The sequence below is a fragment of the Microcystis sp. M079S1 genome (assembly GCF_020246425.1).
GTDB lineage: Bacteria > Cyanobacteriota > Cyanobacteriia > Cyanobacteriales > Microcystaceae > Microcystis > Microcystis aeruginosa.
Map to the genome: position 1 here is coordinate 16,632 of NZ_JADBSZ010000207.1, position 23,197 is coordinate 39,828.

Below are 23,197 nucleotides of genomic sequence, written 5' to 3' on the forward strand. Positions count from 1 at the left end.
CCTGCACTCTTGTTTCTGTAGCCAGCATCATGAATAAGTCCCCACGTCGTTACCATATCACCACCTTTGGTTGTCAGATGAATAAAGCTGACTCCGAACGCATGGCGGGTATTTTAGAAGATTTGGGGTTTCAATGGTCCGAGGATGCCAACGAAGCCGATTTAATCCTCTACAATACCTGTACAATTCGCGATAATGCCGAACAGAAGGTGTATTCCTATCTCGGCAGACAGGCTAAACGCAAACAAACTCAACCCGATCTTACTTTAATTGTCGCTGGCTGCGTGGCCCAACAGGAAGGGGAACAATTATTAAGACGGGTTCCCGAAGTGGATTTAATTATCGGTCCCCAACACGCAAACCGTTTGGGAGACTTATTACAACAAGTTTTTGACGGTTCCCAGGTGGTGGCCACCGAACCCATCCACATCATGGAAGATATCACCAAACCGCGCCGGGATAGTAATATTACCGCTTGGGTGAACGTCATCTATGGTTGCAATGAACGCTGTACCTATTGTGTGGTTCCGGGGGTGCGCGGGGTGGAACAATCTCGCACTCCTGCGGCAATTCGAGCAGAAATGGCACAATTAGGACAACAGGGTTATCAAGAAATCACCCTTTTAGGTCAAAATATCGATGCCTACGGACGGGATTTACCCGGAGTGACGGCAAGCGGCCGACATCTGCACAATTTTACCGATTTACTCTACTACGTTCACGATGTGGCCGGCATTGAACGTCTCCGTTTTGCCACCAGTCACCCCCGCTATTTTACCGAACGTTTGATTAAAGCTTGTCAGGAATTACCTAAAGTTTGTGAACATTTTCATATCCCTTTTCAATCGGGGGATAATGATATCCTCAAGACCATGAAACGGGGCTATACTCAGGAAAAATACCGACAAATTATTGCTAATATTCGCGATTTAATGCCGGATGCTGCCATTAGTGCCGATGCGATTGTCGGATTCCCCGGAGAAACAGAGGCACAGTTCGAGAATACTTTAAAATTAGTCGATGAGATTGGTTTTGATCAATTAAATACGGCGGCCTATTCTCCCCGTCCCGGTACTCCTGCCGCTATTTGGGATGATCAATTAAGTGAGCAGGTAAAAAGCGATCGCTTACAAAGATTAAATCATTTAGTGGCCACAAAAGCCGCTGAACGTTCCCAAAGATATTTAGGCAGAATTGAGGAAATTTTAGTGGAAGACGTTAACCCTAAAGATGCTGGTCAAGTTATGGGAAGAACTAGAGGCAATCGCTTAACTTTCTTTACGGGAAATATTGAGGAATTGCGAGGCAAATTTGTTAAGGTTAAAATTACCGAAGTGCGTCCCTTTAGTTTGACGGGAGTGATCTTTTAATAGTTAACAGTGACCCCTCAGCAGTGAAAAAAGGCAATAGCTATCGGGAATAATTGGCCAAGTAGGTAGCTGTTAAAAATTGTCAGATACCCCCCTTATCAAGGGGGGCAGGGGGGATCAAAGGCAAAATCTATCTTCAATTTAATTATAACTAATTACTTACTTTATGGATATTATCGCTATTTTGCAGCAAGATTATCAAAGATTTCCCCTCGATCAAACCTATGATATTTATGCTGATAACGTTTATTTTCAAGACCCTCTCAATCAATTTCGGGGGATTAAACGCTATCGGGAAATGATTGGTTTTATGAGTCAATGGTTCCAAGCTATCAAGATGGATGTCCACGCAATTGAACAGCAGGGAAATATTATTAATACCCGTTGGACATTGCACTGGACAACTCCTTTACCTTGGCGGCCTCGTATCGCTATTTCTGGACGCAGCGAATTAACTCTCGATGACAATAATCTGATTATTTCTCATATCGATTATTGGGATTGTTCGCGCTGGGATGTGCTGCGTCAGCATTTACCTTTTCCCCGTTCTTAACTACATTTTTTAACCAGAAAATGCCGACCAACGAGCGCTCGTTTGCTTGACAAAATCCTGTAAAAATGCTAGGCGCTGATTTTGTTCCCAGACCTGTTTAACTTTATTCTGCAAACTCGTCCAATTCCAATCATTATTCAGTTGCTCGTTAATTTCCTGTTCTTGGAAATATTCAACTAAACTTAAACCAGCTAAACGAGTTAGATAGGCTGCCCCAATTCCCTGCACTGTACCACCGGCGATATAAGTAATCGCATTTCCCTTGAGAATCGTTCCTAATGCCTGGGTTGTCACTTCTACCATGCCTAATTGTACCATCATCTTCCCTAGGGTAGTCATGGCTGTTTTTGCTTGTTCAAGGGACATTTTTTGTTGATAAATTGCCCCTAAATCCACTAACATTTGAGCGTTAGTGGCTGCCGCTAAAACTAAATCTAAGGCCGCGAGAGGATTAGCAAAAGTGGCAGTAGCGGCTATCCATTGGTATTGTTCGATAACAGGTAAAGCCTTTTTGCGTCGGGATTGATTGAGTAATTGTTTGGTTTCCTTTGCTAATTCTATCGCTTGTCGCCAGATAGTTCCGAGAACTAATTCTTGCTTTTCTTGTTCGATAATTTTTCGGAGATTATTATCTAAAGGATCGATAACTACCGTTTGGGGTTCCGTCCATTCCTTGATTTCCCCATTGCTTTGATGTTGACGAACTTTTAGGGGTTCAGGGGCAGCGGCTATGGCTAAAATATGATGAGCAGGAATAGTTTCTTTCAGTCTTTGTTTCAGGGAAAGGAGAATTTCTTCTCTGGTTTCGGCGGGTAAACGATCCTGTTTATTGAGTAACAGGATAACACGCTGGTGCATTCGATCGAATTGCTGGAGGATTTGCCATTCGGAATCGCTTAAATCCCCATTGATCAGATACAAAACTAAGTCGGCTGCTAGGTCTTTTTTCTGGTTAGCGGTGCAGTCGAGAGTCAGAAGGGGTTCCGTTTCCAGAAAAGCGATAGATTCTCCAAAGTTGCCGCTTTCTAGTAGTTTTTTTAAGGCAGTTTTACCGGTTTTTCTAGCACCGGTAATGGCAATTTTCAGGTCTTGGCGACTAAATTCTTGATTTAATTGGGTTAAAGTGGTTTTGAGTGGGGTTAAGTCTTGATTGGGGTCTTCTTTGGCCAGATAATTAATTATCTTCTCGGCCTTGCTAATCGCTTGTTTAACCTTTTCTAGACTCAGGGGAGTGGGGGGGGAAAAATCGGTTTTCGAGTTGGGTTTTTGCCAAAACCAGATACCAGCACCAAGAGCAATCGCACCGAAAATACCCCATGAACCGATTTCGCTCAGTGTACTATTGAGAGTTTCCCCCAGGGTGAAAGCGATGGTAATGCCTATCCCCGTCACTAAAATCGGTTTACCCAATCTTACCGTCATTTTTCCTCATCCTCGCCAACTGCTGTGATTATTCTAGCTTTTTTGTGCTGGATTTCATCCCAAACTCAACTTTTTAGCCGACAATTCCCTGCGTTGCCCCGGCCGCTCTTGCCTAAAAAGCCCCAGATATGTCATAATGATCGATTGCGTGTAAATTTACCCGATCCCCTGTTGTTATGGCTAGTAAAAAAGGCGTTCGCCTGATCATCACTGTAGAATGCACGGAATGCCGCAGTAATCCCGATAAGCGTACCCCCGGCGTTTCTCGCTACACCACCAGCAAAAACCGGCGCAATACCACCGGCAGACTGGAAATCAAGAAATACTGTCCCCACTGCAATAAGCACACCGTCCACAAGGAAATTAAGTAATCATACTTTAGTTAAAAAGTCAAGCAATCTTTACAAATCTATGAGCTACTATCGCAAACGTCTCTCTCCCATTTCCCCCAGTCAACCGATTGACTACAAAGACACCGAACTCCTCCGCAAATTCATCACCGAACGCGGCAAAATTTTGCCTAGACGTATCACCGGTTTAACTTCTAAACAACAGCGAGATTTAACTGAAGCGGTGAAACGGGCCCGTTTAATGGCTTTATTGCCTTTTGTCAACCAAGAAGCCTAAATTCAGTGATCAGTAATCAGTAATCAGTGAACAGTGATCACTGAAAATAACACATATAAGTAATAGGACAAAATTAACTTCTTGGTGAGGATAGGCACTCATGGAAGAAGTAATTGGATATGTGTAATTAATTGTATCTAGCTACTTAACTTAAAACTTAAACCTGATAACTGATAACTGGTCACTGATAACTGATAACTGATAACTGATAAGCGATCTCAGTATATTGGGGTTGCTTTCTCGTTTTTGCAAAGAAATATATCGAAATCGGCAGCGGATAGGAAAATTCGTGCGAGAATCTTAAAAAATAATTAAATCGCTCTAGGAGTAGCCAACGATTTTGTGATTATCGATCCAAATCCACCAATTAGCACAATAGGAGGCTCTTATGGAAAAGCAGCCATCAGCAATCGATACCGAGTTAGATGGACAGCTACAAGAGGAGGATTCCGAGCAGTTTCTGCGTAGTATATTTAATTCCGTGCAAGCGTCGATTTTTGTGGTGGACGTGCTGGAAAATAGAGATTTTCGCTATGTGGGGGCCAACCCCGTTCATGAACGCTGGACAGGACTGCGCTCATCAGATATTAAAGGCAAAACTCCCGAACAGATCCTTCCCCCCGATGATGCGCGTAGTGTGCGGCAACACTATAGTGATTGTGTACGTTACGGAACGACTATTTCCTACGAACAGTATTTACCTTTTCAAAATATACCCTACTGGTGGCTAACAACTTTAACACCCCTACGGGATAACAATGCGCGCATCTATCGTTTAGTGGGAACCAGTACCAATATCACCGAACGCAAACAGGCCGAAGAAGCTTTAAGATTACAAGCAGAACGAGAACAACTACTGGGGGTAATGCAGGAAAGAATCCGGCAATCGTTGGATCTTGATCGCATTTTGCAAAGAACTGTTAAAGAAGTGCGACAATTTCTCAACTGCGATCGAGTGTTAATTTATCGTTTATTCCCCGATCATAGTGGCATGATTGTGGTGGAATCCCATACTGCGAGGATTAATTCTGTCTTAGGAAACAGGATCCAGGATCCCTGTTTTAATTTATCCCCAGAACGTCTGGAAAATTATCGTCGCGGGAGAATTCAGGTTATTGAAAATGTCCATAATTCGGGACTTGATCCCTGTTATCGCAACTTACTTACTTCTTTGCAAGTACAGGCTAACTTGGTGGTGCCGATTATCTGCGATAACCAACTCTGGGGGTTACTAATTGCCCAGAATTGCCAAAAAACTCGCTCTTGGCAATCCCAAGAAATCGATCTGCTCAAACAATTAGCCATTCAAGTGGGAATTGCCATTCAACAAGCAGAACTGCACCAACGGGTAAAATGCTTGAATACTGCCCTAGAATCGGAGGTTCAGCAAAGAACCGCCGAATTGCAGATGAGTTTGAAGTATGAAGCATTAATCGGACGGATTACCGAAAAAATTCGCGATAGTCTCGATGAAAATCATATTCTGCAAACCACCACTAGGGAATTAGTCCAGGTTTTACCCGTAGAACGCGCCCAAATTGAGCTTTACGATCCCAGTCGCAGTCAAGCCACCATTGTCCACGAATATACCACTCAAAAGCTTATCTATCAGGGAATTACTCGTCAAATTAGCGATTTTCCCGAAATCTATCAACCGCTGCTACACAAACAAATTTTACAATTTGTCGATCGTCTTCCCCTTGGCAATCCGCAAATTGGTCGTGTTAACCGTTGCGCTTGTCCTATCTTTGACGATCAGGGTTTTTTGGGCAATCTTTGGCTAATTCGACCAGCTAATCAGATTTTTAACTCCTTAGAGACTAATTTGATTCAACATATTGCCGCCGAATGTGCGATCGCTATTCGACAGGCGCGACTTTACGAATCTTCCCAAGCACAAGTTAGGGAACTAGAAAAACTGGAAAGATTAAAAAGCGAATTCCTGAAAACCCTTTCCCATGAACTGCGAACCCCGATTACCAGCATTCGTCTAGCGGTGGAAACCCTGGAAAGTCTCCTAGAAGATCAAGGGATCGAGATCGATCCACAGGATTCGATCGGTGAACTGTTGCAAATTCTTAACATTGAATCTCAACGTCAGAGTAAGTTAGTTAATGATCTGTTGACTTTAACCTATCTGGATGCGGAAACAGAACCCCCGGCGATCGAAGCAATCGACTTACTTTCTTGGCTACCCTTATTAGTGGAACCTTTTCGCACTCTCACCCGCGAGCGACAACAGCAGTTAATTTTAGATATAGATGGGGATATACCGGAGATTAACACCAGTCTGTGCGATATCGAGCGCATCATAGCGGAATTACTGACCAATGCTTCTAAATATACTCCAGAGCAGGGAATAATTAGGGTAAATGTGAGGCGTGCGGATGAGCAAATATTGATTATTGTGAGCAATTTAGGAGTAGAAATCGCCCCAGAGGAATTATCAAGAATATTTGCCCCTTTTTATCGCATTCCTAACCACGATCCCTGGCGCTACAGTGGTACCGGTTTAGGTTTAGCTTTGGTCCGCAAACTGATTAAACCCCTGAATGCCACCATCGATGTCACCAGTGCCAACGCTGTCACCACTTTTACCCTCACCTTGCCAATCTAGTCGAGCAGAAAACTTTTTAGAAAAAAACCTTGCAATTATTTCGAGGGCGTGCTATATTGAGAAAGGACAAAAAAAACGCCGAGATAGCTCAGTTGGTAGAGCAGAGGACTGAAAATCCTCGTGTCCGCGGTTCAAATCCGCGTCTTGGCATCGGAAAAACAATAAAATTAGCCCTGTATTTACTTCCTATTCTGCTAGGTTTTGTAAATGTAGCCTTTCTCGTCAAGATGAAGTGTAACCTAATTTGGTAAGCTGAAAGCTTTGATGTACTTAGTTTATAACCTTCTTTTTAGGTAGGAGAATTGCCAGATTCTTTCTTTTGCCTGTTGCCTGTTGCCTCTTGCCTTCAGTTCACTGATAACTGATAACTGATTACTGATCACTGAAAAGTCTCCCCAACCCGCAACTACTTTTTGATTTTTGGCTTGACGTAAGCGGTCACGGATTAAGATAATCTAACAAGTATGTACGACAATGAAATCCTAGACTCTAGCAACTCCTTAAATAATCCTCTCGATGGGAGCGATCCGGACAAAGCAGCGGAAATCCCCCCCGATCCAGAGGAAATGCTCTCATTGCTTACTTCTGATCATCTGAGCGAGAGAATGATCGCGGCCCGCGCCTTTTGTGAATTGCGTGACGAAAGAGCGATCGCTCCTTTACTAGAGATGTTAAGCGATGTCTGTCCCCTAGTGCGTGTCAGTGTCGCCTACGCTTTGGGCAGAAATCCCAGTCTTAGCGCCGTGGAGCCTTTAATCGATTTACTGGCCAGAGATTGGAATGGTTACGTCAGAAAAGGGGTAGTTTGGGCTCTGGGTAACTGTGGAGATCGCAGAGCGATCGAGCCTTTGGTTCATGCTCTCAAAACCGATATTTCGGCGGTGCGATTATGGGCCGCCAGTAGTTTGGCCCAGATTGCCAAGGTCAATTATGAAGATATCATCACCGTCTTGCCGCCTTTAATTGAAGGATTGCGCCGAGATTTAATCGCGGCGGTGCGGAGTAATTGCGCTTGGTCAATCGGTCAATTATGCCGAGAATTGCCCTTAAATGTTATTTATGCCACGGCGATCGATGCTTTGATCGAGGCCTTGGTGGAAGATGAGGATTTAGGTGTCAAGGAAGATGCCAGGGGTGCTTTATTAAAAGTGGGCGACCCGAGAGGATTACAATTGATCGAGGAATTAGAGCTTGAAGGAATTATCTAAACCGCTAATTTTGGGCGTTACGGGGGCATCAGGGCTGATTTATGCTGTCCGTACCCTCAAATATCTACTTTTAGCCGACTACACGATCGATCTAGTGGCCTCCAAATCAGCTTACACTGTCTGGCAAGCGGAAGATAAAATGCGGATGCCTCCAGAACCAGAGCTACAAGAAGAATTTTGGCGCGGCCAATGCGGGGTGATGGAAGGGGGAAAATTACGCTGTCATCGTTGGGGTGATGTGGGGGCAACGATCGCCAGTGGTTCCTATCGCACCCTTGGTATGGTAATTATTCCCTGTAGCATGAGTACAGTGGCCAAATTAGCGGGGGGATTAAGTTCCGATTTGCTAGAAAGGGCGGCCGATGTGCAGATGAAGGAGGGCAGAAAATTGGTTTTAGTGCCGCGAGAAACCCCCTTTAGTTTAATTCATCTGCGTAATTTAACCACTTTAGCCGAGGCGGGCGTTAGAATCGTGCCAGCAATACCGGCATGGTATCACCATCCCCAATCGATCGAGGATTTGGTAGATTTTGTCATCGCTCGTACTCTCGATCAGTTAGATATCGATTGTGTGGCAATTAATCGCTGGCAAGGACATTAACAGTGATCACTGATCACTGAATCAAGGGAGGTAAAAATGGGCTGGATTATGGTCTTATTTGCGATCGCTGTGGGCGGATTACTGATCTGGCAGAATCTGGGGGTGATCACTTTGGTCTTTTTTGGCGGTATTATGACGGTAAAACTGCCCCTAGCTGTCTGGGTGTTACTTTTCACCCTGGCGGGAATTATCAGTGGTTTAACCCTGCAATTTCTCTATAGTTTTGGTCGTCCTTTGGCTGCCCCAAAAGCCTCCCCTCCTATAGGCAATAATCCTAAAGTCCCACCCCCATCTCCCCGACCTAGCTATATTCAGGATTCTGCTGCGTCTCCACCGGATAACGATTGGGAAAGAGATAGCGGTGATGATTGGAATTTTGATACACCCCCCGAAAAACCGACTACCATTCAGGATCGGGAAGAATTCCCGCCCAGGGTTGCCGATCGGGAACCAGCAAATTTTGTCAAGCCACCAGAGGACAGTTCTCGAACCGGCTCGGTTTATTCCTATAGTTACCGCACGGCCAAACAGACTCGCGGGGAAAAAGCCGATCAAGTTTACGATGTCAATTATCGGATTATTACGCCCCCTGCCCAGGATCAAAACGAAGATCGGGAGGTAAACAAAGCGGATGAAGAAGAGTGGATTTAACTTTGACAGAGTAGAGGTTCCTTCCTACCCAAATCGCTCGGAAGCATCTCACATTTGCAATAAGCATAAATGCTTAATGAGGTAAATAAAAAAGTTAAAAAAGAGAACCATTCAGATAGGCACAGCGATGACGAAGGACTTGCGGTACATTGCCAGAATTCCAACTTGCACCGGCAATTTTAACACGAAAACCAATTTGTTTCACTTGAGATGACCCGGAGCCAGAACCAATGGAAATCCCCTCTTCTTGAAAATAACCATAATTGACAATTCGATGTTTATGCTTGTTCAAATAAGTAATAAAATTCTCAACTTGAGGCTCTGACCATCCTTCAAAACAAGAGATAACATCATCCACTTCCCCCTTCCATAGAAAACATTTTACCTCCTCAATTCGATGGAATGACCCGCCAACTTTATAGAGGTTTTCGATTAAATGATACCAGTCCAAAATTTCAATCCTTTCCTGTTCCTCGCCGATTTCACGGAATAAATTCCAGATAAGCTGTTCGTAATTTAAATTGCTTGTTGAGACGAGGCAAGAGGCAAGAGACAAAAGACAACAGTAAAGGGATTGGGGGAGATTCAGCTAATCTAAGGATAGGCGGTTAAAATGCGTCTTAGGTTAAAAGTTAAAACTAGAAAATGTCAACAACTTAATTCTATAATAGCGGGCATTTGTATTATATAGCAATTCGTCGGCTGGGTTAGCAATGCGTAACCCACCGCCAGGATCCTAGACAGTGCCAAATTGCTGTGTTAGAGTAATAAATACTAGGAATAATCGGTAAATCTTCCTATACTAGCCCCTATGCAAGCATCGGTAGTTACTCTTCAAGAAATTATTCAAGGCAACACACAATATATAATTCCACTATTTCAGCGCACTTATAGTTGGAAAAAGAAAGATTGGGAAGATTTATGGGATGACATAAGCTATTTATACGGTCAAGAAAACCCTCGTCCCCATTTTATGGGTTCGATAGTTAAAACTCAAGTTTCGCCTAACTCCGGCGTGGTCAATAAATATCTGCTAATTGATGGACAGCAACGTTTAACGACTATTTTTCTGCTCTTTGCTGCTTTGCGAGACGTAGCGAAAGACCAACAAGAACAGGATTTAAGCGCAGAAATTGACAAAACATTTCTTGTTAATCCCTTTAAAAAAGGTTCTGATTACTTTAAAATTCAACCTACTCAGTTAGACCTAGAATATTTTCAGTCTGTGATCCGTGGCAAAATCATCGACAAAGAAAATACCATATCCCAGTGTTATTTCTTTTTTAAAAGAAAGATTAATGAACAATCATCTTCGTTAGCTAAACTAACAGAAGTTATCTGTAATCACTTATCTTTGGTCAATATAACTCTTGGTAATGACGACGATCCTTACCTAGTATTTGAAAGTTTGAATGCCACGGGGCAGCCTTTAACTGAGGCCGATTTAATTCGTAATCATTTATTTATGAACGTTCGTCAAGAGGAGCAACAGACACTATATGACAGATACTGGCTGCCGATGCAGGAAAAATTAGGAGATAATTTAACAGAATTTATCCGTCACTATTTATCAAAAAGTGGGGCAGAAATTAGAAATAACGAAATTTATTCTGCCTTTAAAAATAAACTAGCTGATAATAATCCTGCTCTCTATATAGAGGACTTATATACATTTTCTATGTATTATGCCAAACTAATCACTCCCACCCTTGAAACTAATTCTAGTATTCGTAAATATCTTGATTCTTTTCAGCGTCTAGAGGTCTCTACTATCTATCCATTTCTTTTAAATTGTTATGATGACTGGGGAAATAGCAAATTATCTGAAAAGGACTTTATCGAGGTTTTAAAAACCCTTGAAAACTTTCTTGTCCGTCGTTTTGTTTGTAGTATTCAAACCCGCGGACTTAATAAAACTTTTGCTTTACTATATTCCCAAGTTCAGAAAGATGCTGCTTTAAACTCTGAACCTTTTATTAAAAGATTAAAAATCTCTCTTCAAAAGAAAGACTACCCAAAAGATAATGATTTTAAAGAAAAGTTAATCACCATCAAACTATACGGAGGAAATCGCAGCGAAAAAGCGAAAATTATTCTCGGTGCGATCAAAGAATCTTTTGGTCATCGAGAAACTGTAGATTTAAGTGATTCTCGCCTGACTATTGAACATATTATGCCGCAAAAATTAAATGATAAGTGGAGGGATTATTTAGGAACAGATGCAGATATTACCCATCAACTTCTTGTGCATACTTTAGGTAATTTAACCCTGACGGCTTATAATGGAGAACTGGCGGATAAAGATTTTTCTCACAAGAAAGAAGAACTCCATAAAAGCCATCTTGAAATCAATAAATACTTTGATAGTATTAACTCATGGCAAAAAGAAGATATTGAACATCGTGCTGAATATTTAGCAGAGCGTGTTATAAAAATTTGGAGTTATTTTGGCGATGATTCCCTGTCAGTGAATGAAACTGCACCTGTTAAGGATACAAAACCCAAAAAACTAATTATTCGTGGTAAACAACAAACAGTAAAAACTTGGAAAGATGTACTAATTTGTACCCTGAATACTCTCTACGATCTAGACCATGAAAAGTTTCAAGAGATTGTTCTAGAGTTTCCTCGCTTTTTATCGAAAGATGACACAAAATTTCGCCGACCTCAAAAACTTGAAAATAATATTTTTATAGTAGAAACTAATTTCTCGGCCAAAGATATCTACTATTTTTGTGTAAAAGTAGTAGAAACTATGGGATTATCCTCAGAGGATTGGTCAGTCGAGAGAGAACCTAAATAATCACTCCACCATCTCTTGACAAATCGCATTAATTAATTATATATTACTATATCTCGCTCCATCCTGATATTTTTCTGAAGCTAGAAGGGTATATTAAGAGAGATTCCGATCACCGCTTATTGAGATAAATCTATTATGCTGATTTACTTTATTCATGGAGTGGCCACAAGAGACGCTAGTTATGCCAATAAATTAATTAAACTAATTGAAGAAGAATGTAAACGCAAAAATCAGATTATTCCCTACTGTTATGCAGGATTTTGGGGAAATGTTCTCAAAGGAACCGAAAAATTATGGCGAGATATCGAGCAAGAATTACAGACACAAAAACAGAAAAATAGTAATTTTAACCCCGAGCAATCCTTTCGCTATCAAAATTTTAGAAAAGAGTATTTATCTTATTTTATCGGTGACGCATTTAGCTATTTGGGCAGCGATCGAGGAACCCAAATTCGCCGCATTATTGCCGATCAATTAATCGATCTTGTTCAAGCTCACCCCAGGGAAAGCGAATTACATATAGTCGCCCATTCTTTGGGTACTGTAATCCTTTGGGATCTGTTATTTTCTGAGCGTTTTGATCCTAAAGATCCCGCTCACGAAATTCGTGATCTTATCGGTAAAGAACGGGGCAAAGTTTCCCTATCTAGTGTAACAACAATGGGTTCACCGATCCCATTTTTAAATCTAACTCTAGGCATTGATACTAATCAAATTGAAAAATTTATTAGCCAGCATCAAGGCCGTCGTTTACTCTGGAATAATCTGATTAATTCCTCCGATATTATCGCTTATCCAATCCGTCCTCTTTTTGATTCTATAACCGATGTATCCAAGATTTTGATGAGCGATTATTATCTAGAAGCGACCGGCAATATTTTTGATTCTGTAGAAATTGCTGCCGTTGTCTTAAATTCCCTTAATGCTCATACCTATTACCTAGCATCAGATAAAGTGGCTAAAAATATCGTAGAGACAATTTATTTTAATCAGCAGGATTATAATCATGGTAATAGTTACAGTAATAACAATTGTGTTGATCTTGCCATAGAAAGAATAGCCACAATATCTGGAGTGACTAAAGATCTGGTAAAAATGAAACCTTTAAAAGAAAAAATATTACTAGAAGGTAAATTCAAAGATGCTAGTGGTTATATTTATTTAAGCTCAGATTTATATCGTGTCCATCATGTTTATATACAGGACAATCATCAAAATATTGTATATGCTGTATATGTGGGCTGGATTCATGTAGAGGGATTGAAAAATTCTGTCACCGAAATCATCAGACAGCTATGTTATGTCAACGATGAAGCAAAGAATAGCTAATAGCTGCGCTATACTGCCATTATTGAGATTAAACCAGCATTTATGAATCAATCCCCCCGCATTCTAGCACTGGATTTTGATGGTGTTCTTTGTGATGGCATGATCGAGTATTTTCAGATTAGCAAACGCACCTATGAAACCCTTTGGCCGGAAATAATTCCCGAGGATTTTTTCCCTAGGTTTTCGCAACTTCGTCCCGTTATCGAAACCGGTTGGGAAATGCCCTTACTGTTGCGATCGCTTGTTCTCGGTATTCCCGACGGGGAAGCTTTAAATAATTGGCCGTCAATTCGGCAAAATCTGCTAGAAAGGGAGAAAATAGCGAAAAAAGTTCTCTCAAATGCCCTCGATGGTCTTAGAGATCGATGGATTGAGTCGGATCTAGAGTCTTGGTTAGCCTTACATCAATTTTATCAACCCGCACTCGATCGCCTGGCCTCTCTTTTAGACTCGGATTTTTTGGTTTATATCATCACTACAAAAGAAAGTCGTTTTGTCAAGCAATTGTTACAAAAAGTAGCAATTAATTTTCCTGCAGCGAGATTAATTGGCAAGGAAATTAAACAGCCGAAATACCTGACTATTCAGCAAATACTGGCTGATTTACCAGAATCTCCCGCTAATTTGTGGTTTGTCGAGGATCGTCTCGATGCGTTGGAATTAGTGCAGCAACAAGCAGATTTAAACGATGTGGGCTTATATTTAGCCGATTGGGGATATAATACGGCTCAAATGCGCCAAAAAGTTGCTCAAGATACCCGTATTAAGCTTTTATCCCTATCTCAATTTGCGGCAGACTTTACCCACTGGTAGAGTCAGTGACGAGGAATATTACCAGATAACCGGTAACTGATGCTGCTATACTAAAAAGCGTAGTCGTTATGAGTTGCATTTACGGTTATGACTGTCGAGAATTTAGTCATTATTGGTTCAGGACCCGCGGGATATACGGCGGCGATTTATGCGGCGCGTGCGAACTTAAAACCCTTGATGTTTGAGGGTTTCCAAGCGGGAGGCATTCCGGGGGGACAATTGATGACCACCACAGAAGTAGAAAATTTCCCCGGTTTTCCCGAAGGAATCACCGGTCCGAAGCTGATGGAAAGAATGAAGGAACAGGCCGAAAGATGGGGGACCCAATGCTATACCGAAGATGTTATCTCGGTGGATTTAAGTCAGCGTCCTTTTACCATTCGTTCCACCGACCGGGAAGTGAAGGCCAATAGTATTATTATCGCCACGGGAGCCACTGCCAAACGCTTAGGATTACCCAGCGAGGCCCAATTCTGGAGTAACGGCATTTCCGCTTGTGCTATCTGTGACGGTGCTACACCGATATTTAGAGAGGAAAACCTCGCTGTCATCGGTGGCGGTGACTCGGCGGCAGAAGAAGCCGTATATTTGACTAAATACGGCTCTCACGTCCATTTATTGATACGCGGGGAAGCGATGCGTGCCTCGAAAGCAATGCAGGACCGGGTGTTAAATAATCCGAAAGTTACCGTTCATTTTCATACCCAAGCGGTGGATGTGTTCGGTACAGGCAGTAAAATGGCAGGATTACGCATTAAAAACTCGCAAACGGGAGAAATCAGCGAATTAGCCGTTAGAGGGTTATTTTATGCCGTCGGTCACACTCCCAATACTTCCCTATTCCAAGGACAACTAGAATTAGACGAGGTGGGTTATGTGAAAGTCAAACCCGGGACTGTTGCTACCAGCGTCGAGGGGGTTTTTGCCGCCGGAGACGTGCAGGACCACGAATACCGTCAGGCAATCACTGCCGCAGGTACGGGGTGTATGGCGGCGTTATTGGCAGAAAGATGGTTATCGGAGCATAATTTAATCCAAGAATACCGTCAATCAGCCACTTCTGAACATTACGAGACGAAAACCGTTAGCGAAACCCCGGCCGATACGGAGGAAACTTTTGATATTCACAAAACCCGTCACGTTGGGGGTTATGCTTTACGGAAATTATTCCATGATGGCGATCGCTTGTTAATGGTAAAATATGTTTCTCCCACCTGTGGCCCCTGTAAAACCCTGAAACCGATTTTAGATAAAGTGGTCGATGAGTACGATGGCAAAATTTATTTTGTGGAAATTGACATCGAAGCTGACCCGGAAATTGCCAAAATGGGTCAAGTAACTGGGACTCCCACGGTACAATTCTTTAAGGACCGGGAATTAGTGAAAGAAATGCGCGGAGTCAAACAAAAAAGCGAATTTCGTCAAGTAATTGAGAGTTATCAATAATCAGTTATCAGTTATCAGTTATCAGTTATCAGATGTGAGTTTTGAGTTTACTGTTTACTGAAAAAGCTCCCCACACCCCACTCCCCCACTTCCCAACACCCTATGCTAGAGGCCTTACAATTTGATTTTATGCGCCATGCGATTGCCGCAGGAATATTAGTTAGTATTGCCTGTGGGATTGTCGGTACTTTGGTAGTAGTTAATCGCGTGGTTTTTATCAGTGGTGGAATCGCTCACGCTGCCTATGGAGGGATAGGAATCGGTTATTTTTTTGGGATTAATCCCCTGGTGGGGGCGATATTTTTTACCTTTTTTTCGGCTTTAGGCATGGGTTTTTTACAGCGTCGTATCCGGGAGAGAGCCGATACTTTAATCGGGGTGATGTGGGCGATTGGTATGGCGATTGGGGTAATTTTTATTGATTTAACCCCCGGTTATAAAGCTGATTTAATGAGTTATCTTTTCGGTAGTATTTTAACTGTACCGAGGGATGATTTGTGGATAATGGCGGGCATAGATATATTAATTATAACCTTAGTTAGTATCTTTTATAAGGAGTTATTAGCCATATCTTTTGATGAAACCTTTGCGATTATTCGCAATATTCCCGTGGAGATAATTTATTTAGGTTTAATGGGAATAACCGCTTTAACTATTGTCGCAGTAATGCAGGTGGTAGGATTAATTATGGTAATTGCTTTATTAACTATTCCCGCCGCTATCAGTGGACAATTTGTTAAAAATATGAAGGGAATGATGATCCTAGCGATTATTTTAGGAATTGTCTTTACTTTAGTGGGTTTGTGGTTATCCTATAGTTTAAATCTCACCTCAGGGGCGACAATTATTTTAGTGGCAGGATCGGGCTATTTAATCAGTCTTGCTTGGAAACCTTTCATCCTAACTATCACCAGAAAAATATCTAATCTTTAAGGCTCTCCCCTAGTTGTGGTGATCAGAAAAAGTTATCTAGGGGAGGGCCAATGCAATTCACCCCCACATTGCCCCACATTAGTTGTTCTCTAGAGGCCAATGGGATAGTCTTACCAATTATAACCCCAAACGCTGCTTTTGGCGGGCTTTATAGGAGGCTAACAGCCAGATAGAGCCGGAAATCAAAGAAGGAGCAAGGACGAAAAAAGTGGCCATGGTCACGGGATGTTCCCGGGCCCACACCCAATAGATCATCACGGCAAAAATCAAGCCACAGTAAGCTAGTCCTAGAAAGGGGATGCCAATGACCAAAACGGCGAATCGAGTATCTTTATCCATAAAATATCGGGATGGCAGCGAAAATTTAGCTGATGGGTTCCGCTTGTCCCTATCTTTACTTATAATCTTCCTTCTGGGATTGCTTGCGGAAAAATAAGGTATTTTTTAGAATTAGGCGCTGATTATTGGGAGGCCTTCCTTGTCGAAACAAAGATTAGATTTATTATTAGTAGCCAAAAATCTCTGTGATTCCCGTCAACAGGCACAGCGATTAATTCGTGCTGGAGAGGTGAAAGTCAATCATCAAATCATCGATAAACCTGCCACAGAAATCGATCCAGAAGCGGCGATCGAGGTTAAGCAGAAACTGCCCTATTTGTCAAGGGGGGGCGAAAAATTAGCTAAGGCCTTAGAATTGTTTGCCATCGATGTCTGCGATCGCATTTGTTTAGATGGGGGCATTTCCACGGGGGGATTTACCGATTGTCTCTTGCAAAAAGGGGCAAAACGGGTTTATGGGGTCGATGTGGGTTATGGACAAGTGGCGTGGAGTTTACGGCAGCATGAACGGGTTATTTTACTAGAAAGAACTAATTTTCGCTATTTAACCCCAGAAAAGTTATACGGACAGGAAAAAACCGCCGATTTAGCAGTTATGGATCTGTCTTTTATTTCTTTGACCAAAGTTTTACCGACCCTGTGGACGCTATTAAATCCACCGCGAGAAGCGATTTTATTAGTCAAACCCCAATTCGAGGTGGGACGGGAAAAAGTCGGCAAAAAAGGGGTAGTTCGCGACCACCAAGACCAAGCGGTGGCAATTTTTCAGGTTTTACAGGCCGCTGAAGCCCTAGGATGGTTCTATCGGGGTTTAACTTGGTCTCCCATTACCGGACCTGCGGGTAATGTGGAGTATCTTCTCTGGTTATCCACCGATATCGGCCAAGTCAGTCCCAGTTTATCAGCGATCGCAGAAATCACCCAAGCAGCGATCGAACAGTTTTAACCCCGGTGTTTTGTCAAGGAAGTGGAAAGTGGGGGAGATTTTCAGAAAACCCTTGACAAATGGCGAGACTTGCTTTATAATTTATGTATAGTGGGAATCCGTGCGCCCATATATATAGGGTTTTTGAGCAAAGATAAGAGAGAAAAAAATACATTGAAAAATCGGGTTGGGTAGGAAGAGGATAAAGGTATGAAGACGGAAATTTTCTCTCCCCGACAAGCATTAAACAAAGCATTTCTGAGAGTCAAACCGAATCTTTGTCAGGTAGAGAAGTTTCCAACCCACCCCCAGACAACTCTTGGGGAGAGGGGGGGATGTATTCTTACACACAAAAACGATGATCGGGGAGTTCAACATATCGGAAAATGGGAGAGATAACCCAAAAAAATTATTGTTAAATCATGTTAAGTCCCGTAGAAACGATTAAAATTCTCGAAAATCATCCCGATCGCACTTTTCCAGCTGGTGAAGTTATTTTTGCCGATGGCACGGAGGGCGAGTTAATGTACGGTATTCTTAGCGGAGAAGTGGAGATGTATATCAAGGGACAATTGATAGAAACTCTAGAAAAAGGGGATGTATTCGGAGCAGGAGCGCTCCTGCATGGGGATAAACTGCGAGAATCCACAGCTATTGCCAAAACTGATTGTAAATTAGCCTATCTCAATCAACCGCAGTTTTTATTTGCCGTGCAGGAAACTCCCATGTTTGCGATCGAAGTGTTAAGAAGTTATTCCGATCGCTTTCGCAAGTTGAAAAAAATCTTCACCAGTGAAGCATAGGGGAGCAAAGGAAAGCCATCCCCTGACAACTATTGACCGAAAATCTCACCGATAGTTAAACGGGAACCATTGACCAAATCCCCACCAGAACGCGGTGATTTTCCCGATAATTGCACTTCTTTTAATAATAATAAACCCTCACCCGTCTGCACTACCGGCCCGAAATTTTTCCAGAGAGCCACGATCGATCCCACTTCTCCGCTTGGATGAGAAAGGTCTTTTGTCTGTAATTCTGGAGGAAGTTGACCGAGAGCCTCTAGGGGAATAGTGGCCATCACTTTTAGGGGTTGTCCCCGGAAAGTGGTCAGCGCATGAGGATAAAAACCCCGGACTCGATCGTGAATTCTCCGGCCCGAATCTTGCCAGTTGATTAGATAGTCGGATTTTTGAATTAAAGGGGCATAGGTGGCATCGTCGTTATTTTGAGGAATTGGGGTAATTTCCCCTCGATCGAGCTTAGAGAGGGTTTCTAGGAGCAAATCCGCCCCCATTTGCCCTAGGGTTGCTCCCACCTGTTCGGCATTGTCCAAAAGAGCGATCAGGCTGTAGGCTTTCAGTAGCATCGGTCCGGTGTCCATGCCCGCATCCATTAACATAGTGGTAATGCCGGTTTCTTTTTCTCCCCTAGCGATACACCACTGCACGGGGGCCGCTCCCCGATATTTCGGTAAAATTGAGCCATGAACGTTAATACAGCCTAATCTCGGCATCTCTAGAATTTCTGGGGAGAGAATTTGTCCGTAGGCAACGACTACAAAAGCATCCGCTCGCGATTGTCTGAGAAAATTTAAGGTTTTAGCATTTTTTTTCACACTTTTGGGCTGCAAAACCGGTATTTGCTGTTCTATGGCTATTTGTTTCACCGGTGAGGGGGTTAATTGATTACCCCTTCCCCGGCGCTTGTCCGGTTGGGTAACGACGGCAATTATTTCTATATCGGGATTGGCTAATAATTTTTTTAGGGTGGGAACAGCAAAAGTCGGGGTTCCGAAAAAAACAATACGCATGGGAGAGGGGGGATTTTTCAGTTATCAGTGAGCAGTAATCAGTGAATGTCCACCGAGTTATTAACGACTAACTATGCCGGACCATTGAATTTTTTTGGCTTTTTCCCGACGATAGGAGAAAAAATGATCCTCTTGTTGATAGGTGCAAAAAGGAGCGATCGCAATTTGTTCATCCCTAATTCCTAACTGTTGTAGTTGATGATAAATCACCCTTCGCACGTCTAAGCGCACTTTTCCTTTTTCCTCGTCAGCAAATAAGGGGGAAGGGGACAGGTTAAATAAATTCCCTAGAATTTGGTCGGGATTGGTTTCTTGGGGAAATAAACTTAAACCCACTTCTGTGGCAACTTCTGCCTCTACTTGATACACTTCCCCGGCAATTGCTGGCCCCAGGGCCAGGACTAAGTTATCTAAACAACTACCTGAGTTTAATAACTGCTTAACTGCTTTGGCAACTATCCCCTTGGCTGTCCCTCTCCATCCAGAATGAATCGCCACCCCAACACCCGTAGAGCGATCGCCTATTAGTACGGGCGTACAATCAGCACTGGCCACCCAAATCCCTTGACCGGAAGCATCGGTGATAATTCCATCCGCTTCGACAATTTCCGGGTTAGTAATCGCTTGGGGATTTAATAGGCGATCGCCATGTACCTGTTTGACCCGATAAACTGGTACATTTGCACCCAACGCACCCGTAAAAGCTTCCGGGGTTTGGGGGTAATAATGACGGGTAAAAAAGCCGTGGGACCAATCCTCTAGGAGATTACAGGTAAGATAGGGCAATCCTTGCCATGTTTGCCATTGCCACAGAGAAGTCTCGGTTAATCGGACATCGATCGCTACATTGGTCACAGTCTAAGCCTCTCTGGCTGCAATAATACCTTATTCTCTCCTATCCTAGTTCTGAGCTTGGCTAAACGGCAACCGGAAGATTATTATCAAAACCCTTGACAAATGGCGAGACTTGCTTTAAACTTTTTATATAATGGAAATCCGTGCGCAAATATATATAGGGTTTTTGAGAGAAGATAAGAGAGAAAAAAATAGACTCCAAAACCGGGTTGGGTAGGAAGAGGATAAAGGTATGAAGACGGAAAATTTCTCTCCCCGACAAGCATTAAACAAAGCATTATTCGAGATTCGCGACAGATTGAGGAAAGGGCAGATTTAATTTTAATGTTATGTGGGGATGAATATTATCCAAATACCTCTAATCAGGGGATTATGGCAATTATCGAGGATTTATAGTTCTCCTTTGAAGGTTTTATCTAGGATACTGGGAAACAGTGCGTCTAATTCTTGGATGGCTTTTTTTCTGAGTTGTTTCATCTCGTTGATGACGATTTCTTATTCTAAATCCCCACTTTCACTCATATTCACCCTCACCTATAAACAAATCATAAAACAAAGAAACCGAAATAATAACCGTTTGTTCTAATTCTATCATCTCCTCAAAATCCCGATCACCAGTAATCAAAAAATCCGCCTCACTAACCCTTGCTAAAGCGATAAACTTAGCATCTTTGGCATCTCTGGCAAAATCTACAGTAACATTAACTTCTATTACTTTAGGAATCGTTTCAATTTTATCAAGCCATTCCTGTCTTACTTCATCAGTTAACTTTAATTTCCGTCTATTTAAAACTTCTCGAGATTCGGCTAAAATTTCCTGAGAAACTATCCAATCAATATCAGAATGGTCACTAATAAATTGGACAATCTCTCTCGGTCTTCTTCCTTTTAAAACCGCAGAAACAAGAATGTTAGTATCAACAATAACCTTCATTCTCCTCTCCGATAAGCTTCAATTTCGGCGGCTATTTCTTCTTCTGTAATATCTTGAATACCTGGGATTGCTTGAGTTTTATTAAATAAATTCCTTAATTCCTGACTTAACCTTACTCTTTCAGGATCAATCGGTTTGTCCTTATTTTGTTCCCGTTCTTTTCGATACTTCCTCATCTTTTCTTTTAATAAGGCTTTTGCGGATTCTCTCCCTTTAACATAATCGGGTAATATAATTTCATCCTCCTGTTCTTCTAATAGCTGAAACGCTTTAGAGATAACCTCTTGAGGGGTATTATATTTACCAGTTTTCAGTTGTCTTTCTAAAAACTGTTCCTGTTCAGGGGTTAACGTAATTTGTATCATAATTACCAAATAGTTTGAAGATTAGATAAAGCTTGAATATAGCAGAAACCTTAATCTGACCCTGATGCCTAACAACATTTTCTGGGGTATTTAAAGCAGTCAAAGACAATCTTTCTCAATAATTTCTAGATCAATTAATGATATTTAAACCCTATTCCATCTTATCCTGATTTAAAACCCCCTTAATCTCAGCCATCAACCACCTGATTCTTGCATCCTTTTCCATAATAGCACTCAGCAACTGTTCGGGGGGTAAATGTTCAAAATCTTCCAGGAACTGGGGAACTGGGGAAGTGGGGAGATTTTCTCAAAACCCTTGACAAATGACGAGACTTGCTTTAGACTTTTTAGATAATGGGAATCCGTGCGCAAATATATATATAGTTTTTGAGCAAAGATAAGAGAGAAAAAAATAGCCTCCAGAACCGGGTTGAGTAGGAATAGGGATAAAGGTATGAAGACGGAAAATTTCTCTCCCCGACAAGCATTAAACAAAGCATTCCTGAGTAGGGATAATTCATGAATTATCCCTACTAAATTGTTGTTACGGTGATTATAAATCCTTTCTACCGAAGTTTTGCCAAAACTCAATTTCCTCCTGACTAGGTTTGACTTGCTGATTTTCGATATCTTGATGCCACTTTAAAGGATTATTAACAATATATTCTCTAATTTTCGTTAAGGAAACCTCATGACGGATAATATGTTCATAATAATTCTTTTGCCAAACCGATTGACCTTGAGTACCACGCAATTGATTAATCAGTTTAGCACTGTTCATTTTAAAATAACCAATCACTTTAGGTAACAACATTTTTCTCCTTTCCTTCAGTAGAGATAATTCATGAATTATCTCTACTGGGTTATCAATAAATATTATCCCATGAATATGATTAGGCATAATTACAAATTCATCTAAAATAACCTCTTTATAACGAGTATCTAAACTATGCCAAATATCCTTAACAACTTGACCAAATTGATTAAGATTCATAACATTATCTTGTATGTCACCTAATAAATTTTCACTATTTTTAATACAAATTTTTACGAAATATGCACCCGATTGAGAATAATCATAACGAGATAATCTTAAGGAACGACGATGGTGTTTCTCAGAAAAATTATTCATTTATTCATCTCCTTGTCAGGACAATAAATAGGAATCTTATTTTAGTTTTTGGCTATTTAGTAAAATAAGATCAAGCTGAAGATAACAATAATTGTAACTGCTCGGTCTCGCGTAGCGAGCGCGTTGCGATCGCTTCCTTTAAACTTTCTACCCCTGCAAACTTACTGGCAATTTCCCTCACCTCTTGGGAAGTGGGGAGATTTTCTCAAAACCCTTGACAAATGACGAGACTTGCTTTAGACTTTTTAGATAATGGGAATCCGTGCGCGAATATATATAGGGTTTTTGAGCGAAGATAAGAGAGAAAAAAATAGACTCCAAAACCGGGTTGAGTAGGAATAGGGATAAAGGTATGAAGACGGAAAATTTCTCTCCCCGACAAGCATTAAACAAAGCATTCCTGAGTAGGGATAATTCATGAATTATCCCTACGGAATTATCCTTACGGAATTATCCCTACGGAA

22 protein-coding genes, 1 tRNA gene and 2 pseudogenes are annotated in these 23,197 nt (G+C 41.8%); 17 read left to right on the forward strand and 8 right to left on the reverse strand.

Translation table 11 applies throughout. The features are described 5' to 3' along the window. Positions 1-29 precede the first annotated feature (29 nt). Together miaB and IM456_RS13735 are read left to right on the forward strand one after the other, a co-directional pair. Positions 30-1,370, forward strand: a complete 1,341-nt coding sequence (miaB, locus tag IM456_RS13730) for a tRNA (N6-isopentenyl adenosine(37)-C2)-methylthiotransferase MiaB (protein WP_287692720.1) — start codon at positions 30-32, stop codon at positions 1,368-1,370. 166 nt (positions 1,371-1,536) lie between these two features. Beyond that, complete coding sequence (locus tag IM456_RS13735) at positions 1,537-1,923, forward strand: C6orf136 family protein (protein ID WP_287692718.1); 387 nt, start codon at positions 1,537-1,539, stop codon at positions 1,921-1,923. A 9-nt stretch (positions 1,924-1,932) separates the two neighbouring features. On the opposite strand, the gene IM456_RS13740 is transcribed toward IM456_RS13735, so the two are convergent. Next, a complete protein-coding gene (locus tag IM456_RS13740; RefSeq protein WP_149985590.1) occupies positions 1,933-3,345 on the reverse strand; it encodes a slr1306 family protein in 1,413 nt (470 codons plus the stop codon). 176 nt (positions 3,346-3,521) lie between these two features. Here IM456_RS13740 and rpmG point away from each other — a divergent pair, with 176 nt between their 5' ends. From rpmG to IM456_RS13775, 7 genes are all read left to right on the forward strand, one after another. Then, complete coding sequence (gene rpmG / locus IM456_RS13745; RefSeq protein WP_002734724.1) at positions 3,522-3,716, forward strand: 50S ribosomal protein L33; 195 nt, start codon at positions 3,522-3,524, stop codon at positions 3,714-3,716. Between the two features lie 40 nt (positions 3,717-3,756). Next, positions 3,757-3,972, forward strand: a complete 216-nt coding sequence (rpsR, locus tag IM456_RS13750; protein ID WP_002770735.1) for a 30S ribosomal protein S18 — start codon at positions 3,757-3,759, stop codon at positions 3,970-3,972. A 388-nt stretch (positions 3,973-4,360) separates the two neighbouring features. Next, the gene (locus IM456_RS13755; RefSeq protein ID WP_149985591.1) at positions 4,361-6,589 is read left to right on the forward strand and encodes a sensor histidine kinase; all 2,229 of its coding nucleotides are present in this window, start codon (positions 4,361-4,363) and stop codon (positions 6,587-6,589) included. Positions 6,590-6,666: 77 nt separating this feature from the next. Then, a tRNA-Phe gene (locus IM456_RS13760) sits at positions 6,667-6,739 on the forward strand. Positions 6,740-7,053: 314 nt separating this feature from the next. Continuing rightward, positions 7,054-7,797, forward strand: a complete 744-nt coding sequence (locus IM456_RS13765) for a HEAT repeat domain-containing protein (RefSeq protein WP_079209812.1) — start codon at positions 7,054-7,056, stop codon at positions 7,795-7,797. Then, complete coding sequence (locus IM456_RS13770; protein ID WP_149985592.1) at positions 7,781-8,398, forward strand: flavin prenyltransferase UbiX; 618 nt, start codon at positions 7,781-7,783, stop codon at positions 8,396-8,398. The genes IM456_RS13765 and IM456_RS13770 overlap by 17 nt, the downstream gene beginning before the upstream one ends. 36 nt (positions 8,399-8,434) lie before the next feature. Next, positions 8,435-9,049, forward strand: a complete 615-nt coding sequence (locus IM456_RS13775; protein ID WP_149985593.1) for a LapA family protein — start codon at positions 8,435-8,437, stop codon at positions 9,047-9,049. A 94-nt stretch (positions 9,050-9,143) separates the two neighbouring features. On the opposite strand, the pseudogene IM456_RS13780 reads toward IM456_RS13775, so the two are convergent. Further along, positions 9,144-9,551, reverse strand: a pseudogene (locus tag IM456_RS13780) (ISKra4 family transposase); the annotation flags it as partial. A 309-nt stretch (positions 9,552-9,860) separates the two neighbouring features. On the opposite strand from IM456_RS13780, the gene IM456_RS13785 reads away from it, so the two are divergent. From IM456_RS13785 to IM456_RS13805, 5 genes are all read left to right on the forward strand, one after another. Beyond that, a complete protein-coding gene (locus IM456_RS13785; protein ID WP_287692714.1) occupies positions 9,861-11,852 on the forward strand; it encodes a DUF262 domain-containing protein in 1,992 nt (663 codons plus the stop codon). Between the two features lie 135 nt (positions 11,853-11,987). After that, complete coding sequence (locus tag IM456_RS13790; protein ID WP_149985594.1) at positions 11,988-13,181, forward strand: lipase family protein; 1,194 nt, start codon at positions 11,988-11,990, stop codon at positions 13,179-13,181. Between the two features lie 42 nt (positions 13,182-13,223). Then, positions 13,224-13,994 (forward strand): HAD family hydrolase, encoded by a 771-nt coding sequence (locus tag IM456_RS13795; protein WP_149985595.1) that lies wholly within the window; start codon positions 13,224-13,226, stop codon positions 13,992-13,994. Positions 13,995-14,081: 87 nt separating this feature from the next. Beyond that, positions 14,082-15,440, forward strand: a complete 1,359-nt coding sequence (gene trxB / locus IM456_RS13800; RefSeq protein WP_079209333.1) for a thioredoxin-disulfide reductase — start codon at positions 14,082-14,084, stop codon at positions 15,438-15,440. A gap of 102 nt (positions 15,441-15,542) precedes the next feature. Further along, complete coding sequence (locus tag IM456_RS13805; RefSeq protein ID WP_147072970.1) at positions 15,543-16,373, forward strand: metal ABC transporter permease; 831 nt, start codon at positions 15,543-15,545, stop codon at positions 16,371-16,373. A 117-nt stretch (positions 16,374-16,490) separates the two neighbouring features. Here the strand turns inward: IM456_RS13805 and IM456_RS13810 are convergent, their stop codons facing one another. Further along, entirely contained in the window at positions 16,491-16,712 is a 222-nt protein-coding gene (locus IM456_RS13810) for a hypothetical protein (RefSeq protein WP_079209331.1), read from the reverse strand. A gap of 139 nt (positions 16,713-16,851) precedes the next feature. On the opposite strand from IM456_RS13810, the gene IM456_RS13815 reads away from it, so the two are divergent. The 3 genes and pseudogenes from IM456_RS13815 (at position 16,852) to IM456_RS13820 (ending at position 18,440) form a co-directional block, all read left to right on the forward strand. Beyond that, complete coding sequence (locus IM456_RS13815; protein WP_149985596.1) at positions 16,852-17,658, forward strand: TlyA family RNA methyltransferase; 807 nt, start codon at positions 16,852-16,854, stop codon at positions 17,656-17,658. A gap of 189 nt (positions 17,659-17,847) precedes the next feature. After that, positions 17,848-17,961: pseudogene (locus IM456_RS23575) on the forward strand (type II restriction endonuclease); the annotation flags it as partial. 98 nt (positions 17,962-18,059) lie between these two features. Continuing rightward, positions 18,060-18,440 (forward strand): cyclic nucleotide-binding domain-containing protein, encoded by a 381-nt coding sequence (locus IM456_RS13820; RefSeq protein ID WP_149985597.1) that lies wholly within the window; start codon positions 18,060-18,062, stop codon positions 18,438-18,440. 29 nt (positions 18,441-18,469) lie between these two features. Here IM456_RS13820 and fmt read toward each other — a convergent pair whose 3' ends face one another. The 5 genes from fmt to IM456_RS13845 all read right to left on the reverse strand — a co-directional run bounded on the left by fmt (position 18,470) and on the right by IM456_RS13845 (position 22,733). Then, a complete protein-coding gene (gene fmt, locus IM456_RS13825; RefSeq protein ID WP_287692712.1) occupies positions 18,470-19,447 on the reverse strand; it encodes a methionyl-tRNA formyltransferase in 978 nt (325 codons plus the stop codon). Between the two features lie 60 nt (positions 19,448-19,507). Then, positions 19,508-20,302, reverse strand: a complete 795-nt coding sequence (gene pgeF, locus IM456_RS13830) for a peptidoglycan editing factor PgeF (protein WP_149985599.1) — start codon at positions 20,300-20,302, stop codon at positions 19,508-19,510. A gap of 514 nt (positions 20,303-20,816) precedes the next feature. Beyond that, entirely contained in the window at positions 20,817-21,236 is a 420-nt protein-coding gene (locus IM456_RS13835; RefSeq protein ID WP_287692709.1) for a putative toxin-antitoxin system toxin component, PIN family, read from the reverse strand. Continuing rightward, positions 21,233-21,601, reverse strand: coding sequence for a ribbon-helix-helix domain-containing protein (locus IM456_RS13840; RefSeq protein ID WP_287692707.1), 369 nt, complete (start codon positions 21,599-21,601; stop codon positions 21,233-21,235). Before IM456_RS13840 ends, IM456_RS13835 begins: the two co-directional genes overlap by 4 nt. Before the next feature lie 553 nt (positions 21,602-22,154). Then, the gene (locus IM456_RS13845; protein ID WP_149985603.1) at positions 22,155-22,733 is read right to left on the reverse strand and encodes a transposase; all 579 of its coding nucleotides are present in this window, start codon (positions 22,731-22,733) and stop codon (positions 22,155-22,157) included. Between the last annotated feature and the right edge of the window lie 464 nt (positions 22,734-23,197).

Bases quoted from the DNA above. Each gene is read 5' to 3' on its own strand.
- miaB (WP_287692720.1), top strand. From the start codon at position 30: ATGAATAAGTCCCCACGTCGTTACCATATCACCACCTTTGGTTGTCAG.
- IM456_RS13735 (WP_287692718.1), top strand. From the start codon at position 1,537: ATGGATATTATCGCTATTTTGCAGCAAGATTATCAAAGATTTCCCCTC.
- IM456_RS13740 (WP_149985590.1), bottom strand. From the start codon at position 3,345: ATGACGGTAAGATTGGGTAAACCGATTTTAGTGACGGGGATAGGCATT.
- rpmG (WP_002734724.1), top strand. From the start codon at position 3,522: ATGGCTAGTAAAAAAGGCGTTCGCCTGATCATCACTGTAGAATGCACG.
- rpsR (WP_002770735.1), top strand. From the start codon at position 3,757: ATGAGCTACTATCGCAAACGTCTCTCTCCCATTTCCCCCAGTCAACCG.
- IM456_RS13755 (WP_149985591.1), top strand. From the start codon at position 4,361: ATGGAAAAGCAGCCATCAGCAATCGATACCGAGTTAGATGGACAGCTA.
- IM456_RS13765 (WP_079209812.1), top strand. From the start codon at position 7,054: ATGTACGACAATGAAATCCTAGACTCTAGCAACTCCTTAAATAATCCT.
- IM456_RS13775 (WP_149985593.1), top strand. From the start codon at position 8,435: ATGGGCTGGATTATGGTCTTATTTGCGATCGCTGTGGGCGGATTACTG.
- IM456_RS13785 (WP_287692714.1), top strand. From the start codon at position 9,861: ATGCAAGCATCGGTAGTTACTCTTCAAGAAATTATTCAAGGCAACACA.
- IM456_RS13790 (WP_149985594.1), top strand. From the start codon at position 11,988: ATGCTGATTTACTTTATTCATGGAGTGGCCACAAGAGACGCTAGTTAT.
- IM456_RS13795 (WP_149985595.1), top strand. From the start codon at position 13,224: ATGAATCAATCCCCCCGCATTCTAGCACTGGATTTTGATGGTGTTCTT.
- trxB (WP_079209333.1), top strand. From the start codon at position 14,082: ATGACTGTCGAGAATTTAGTCATTATTGGTTCAGGACCCGCGGGATAT.
- IM456_RS13805 (WP_147072970.1), top strand. From the start codon at position 15,543: ATGCTAGAGGCCTTACAATTTGATTTTATGCGCCATGCGATTGCCGCA.
- IM456_RS13810 (WP_079209331.1), bottom strand. From the start codon at position 16,712: ATGGATAAAGATACTCGATTCGCCGTTTTGGTCATTGGCATCCCCTTT.
- IM456_RS13820 (WP_149985597.1), top strand. From the start codon at position 18,060: ATGTTAAGTCCCGTAGAAACGATTAAAATTCTCGAAAATCATCCCGAT.
- fmt (WP_287692712.1), bottom strand. From the start codon at position 19,447: ATGCGTATTGTTTTTTTCGGAACCCCGACTTTTGCTGTTCCCACCCTA.
- IM456_RS13835 (WP_287692709.1), bottom strand. From the start codon at position 21,236: ATGAAGGTTATTGTTGATACTAACATTCTTGTTTCTGCGGTTTTAAAA.
- IM456_RS13840 (WP_287692707.1), bottom strand. From the start codon at position 21,601: ATGATACAAATTACGTTAACCCCTGAACAGGAACAGTTTTTAGAAAGA.
- IM456_RS13845 (WP_149985603.1), bottom strand. From the start codon at position 22,733: ATGAATAATTTTTCTGAGAAACACCATCGTCGTTCCTTAAGATTATCT.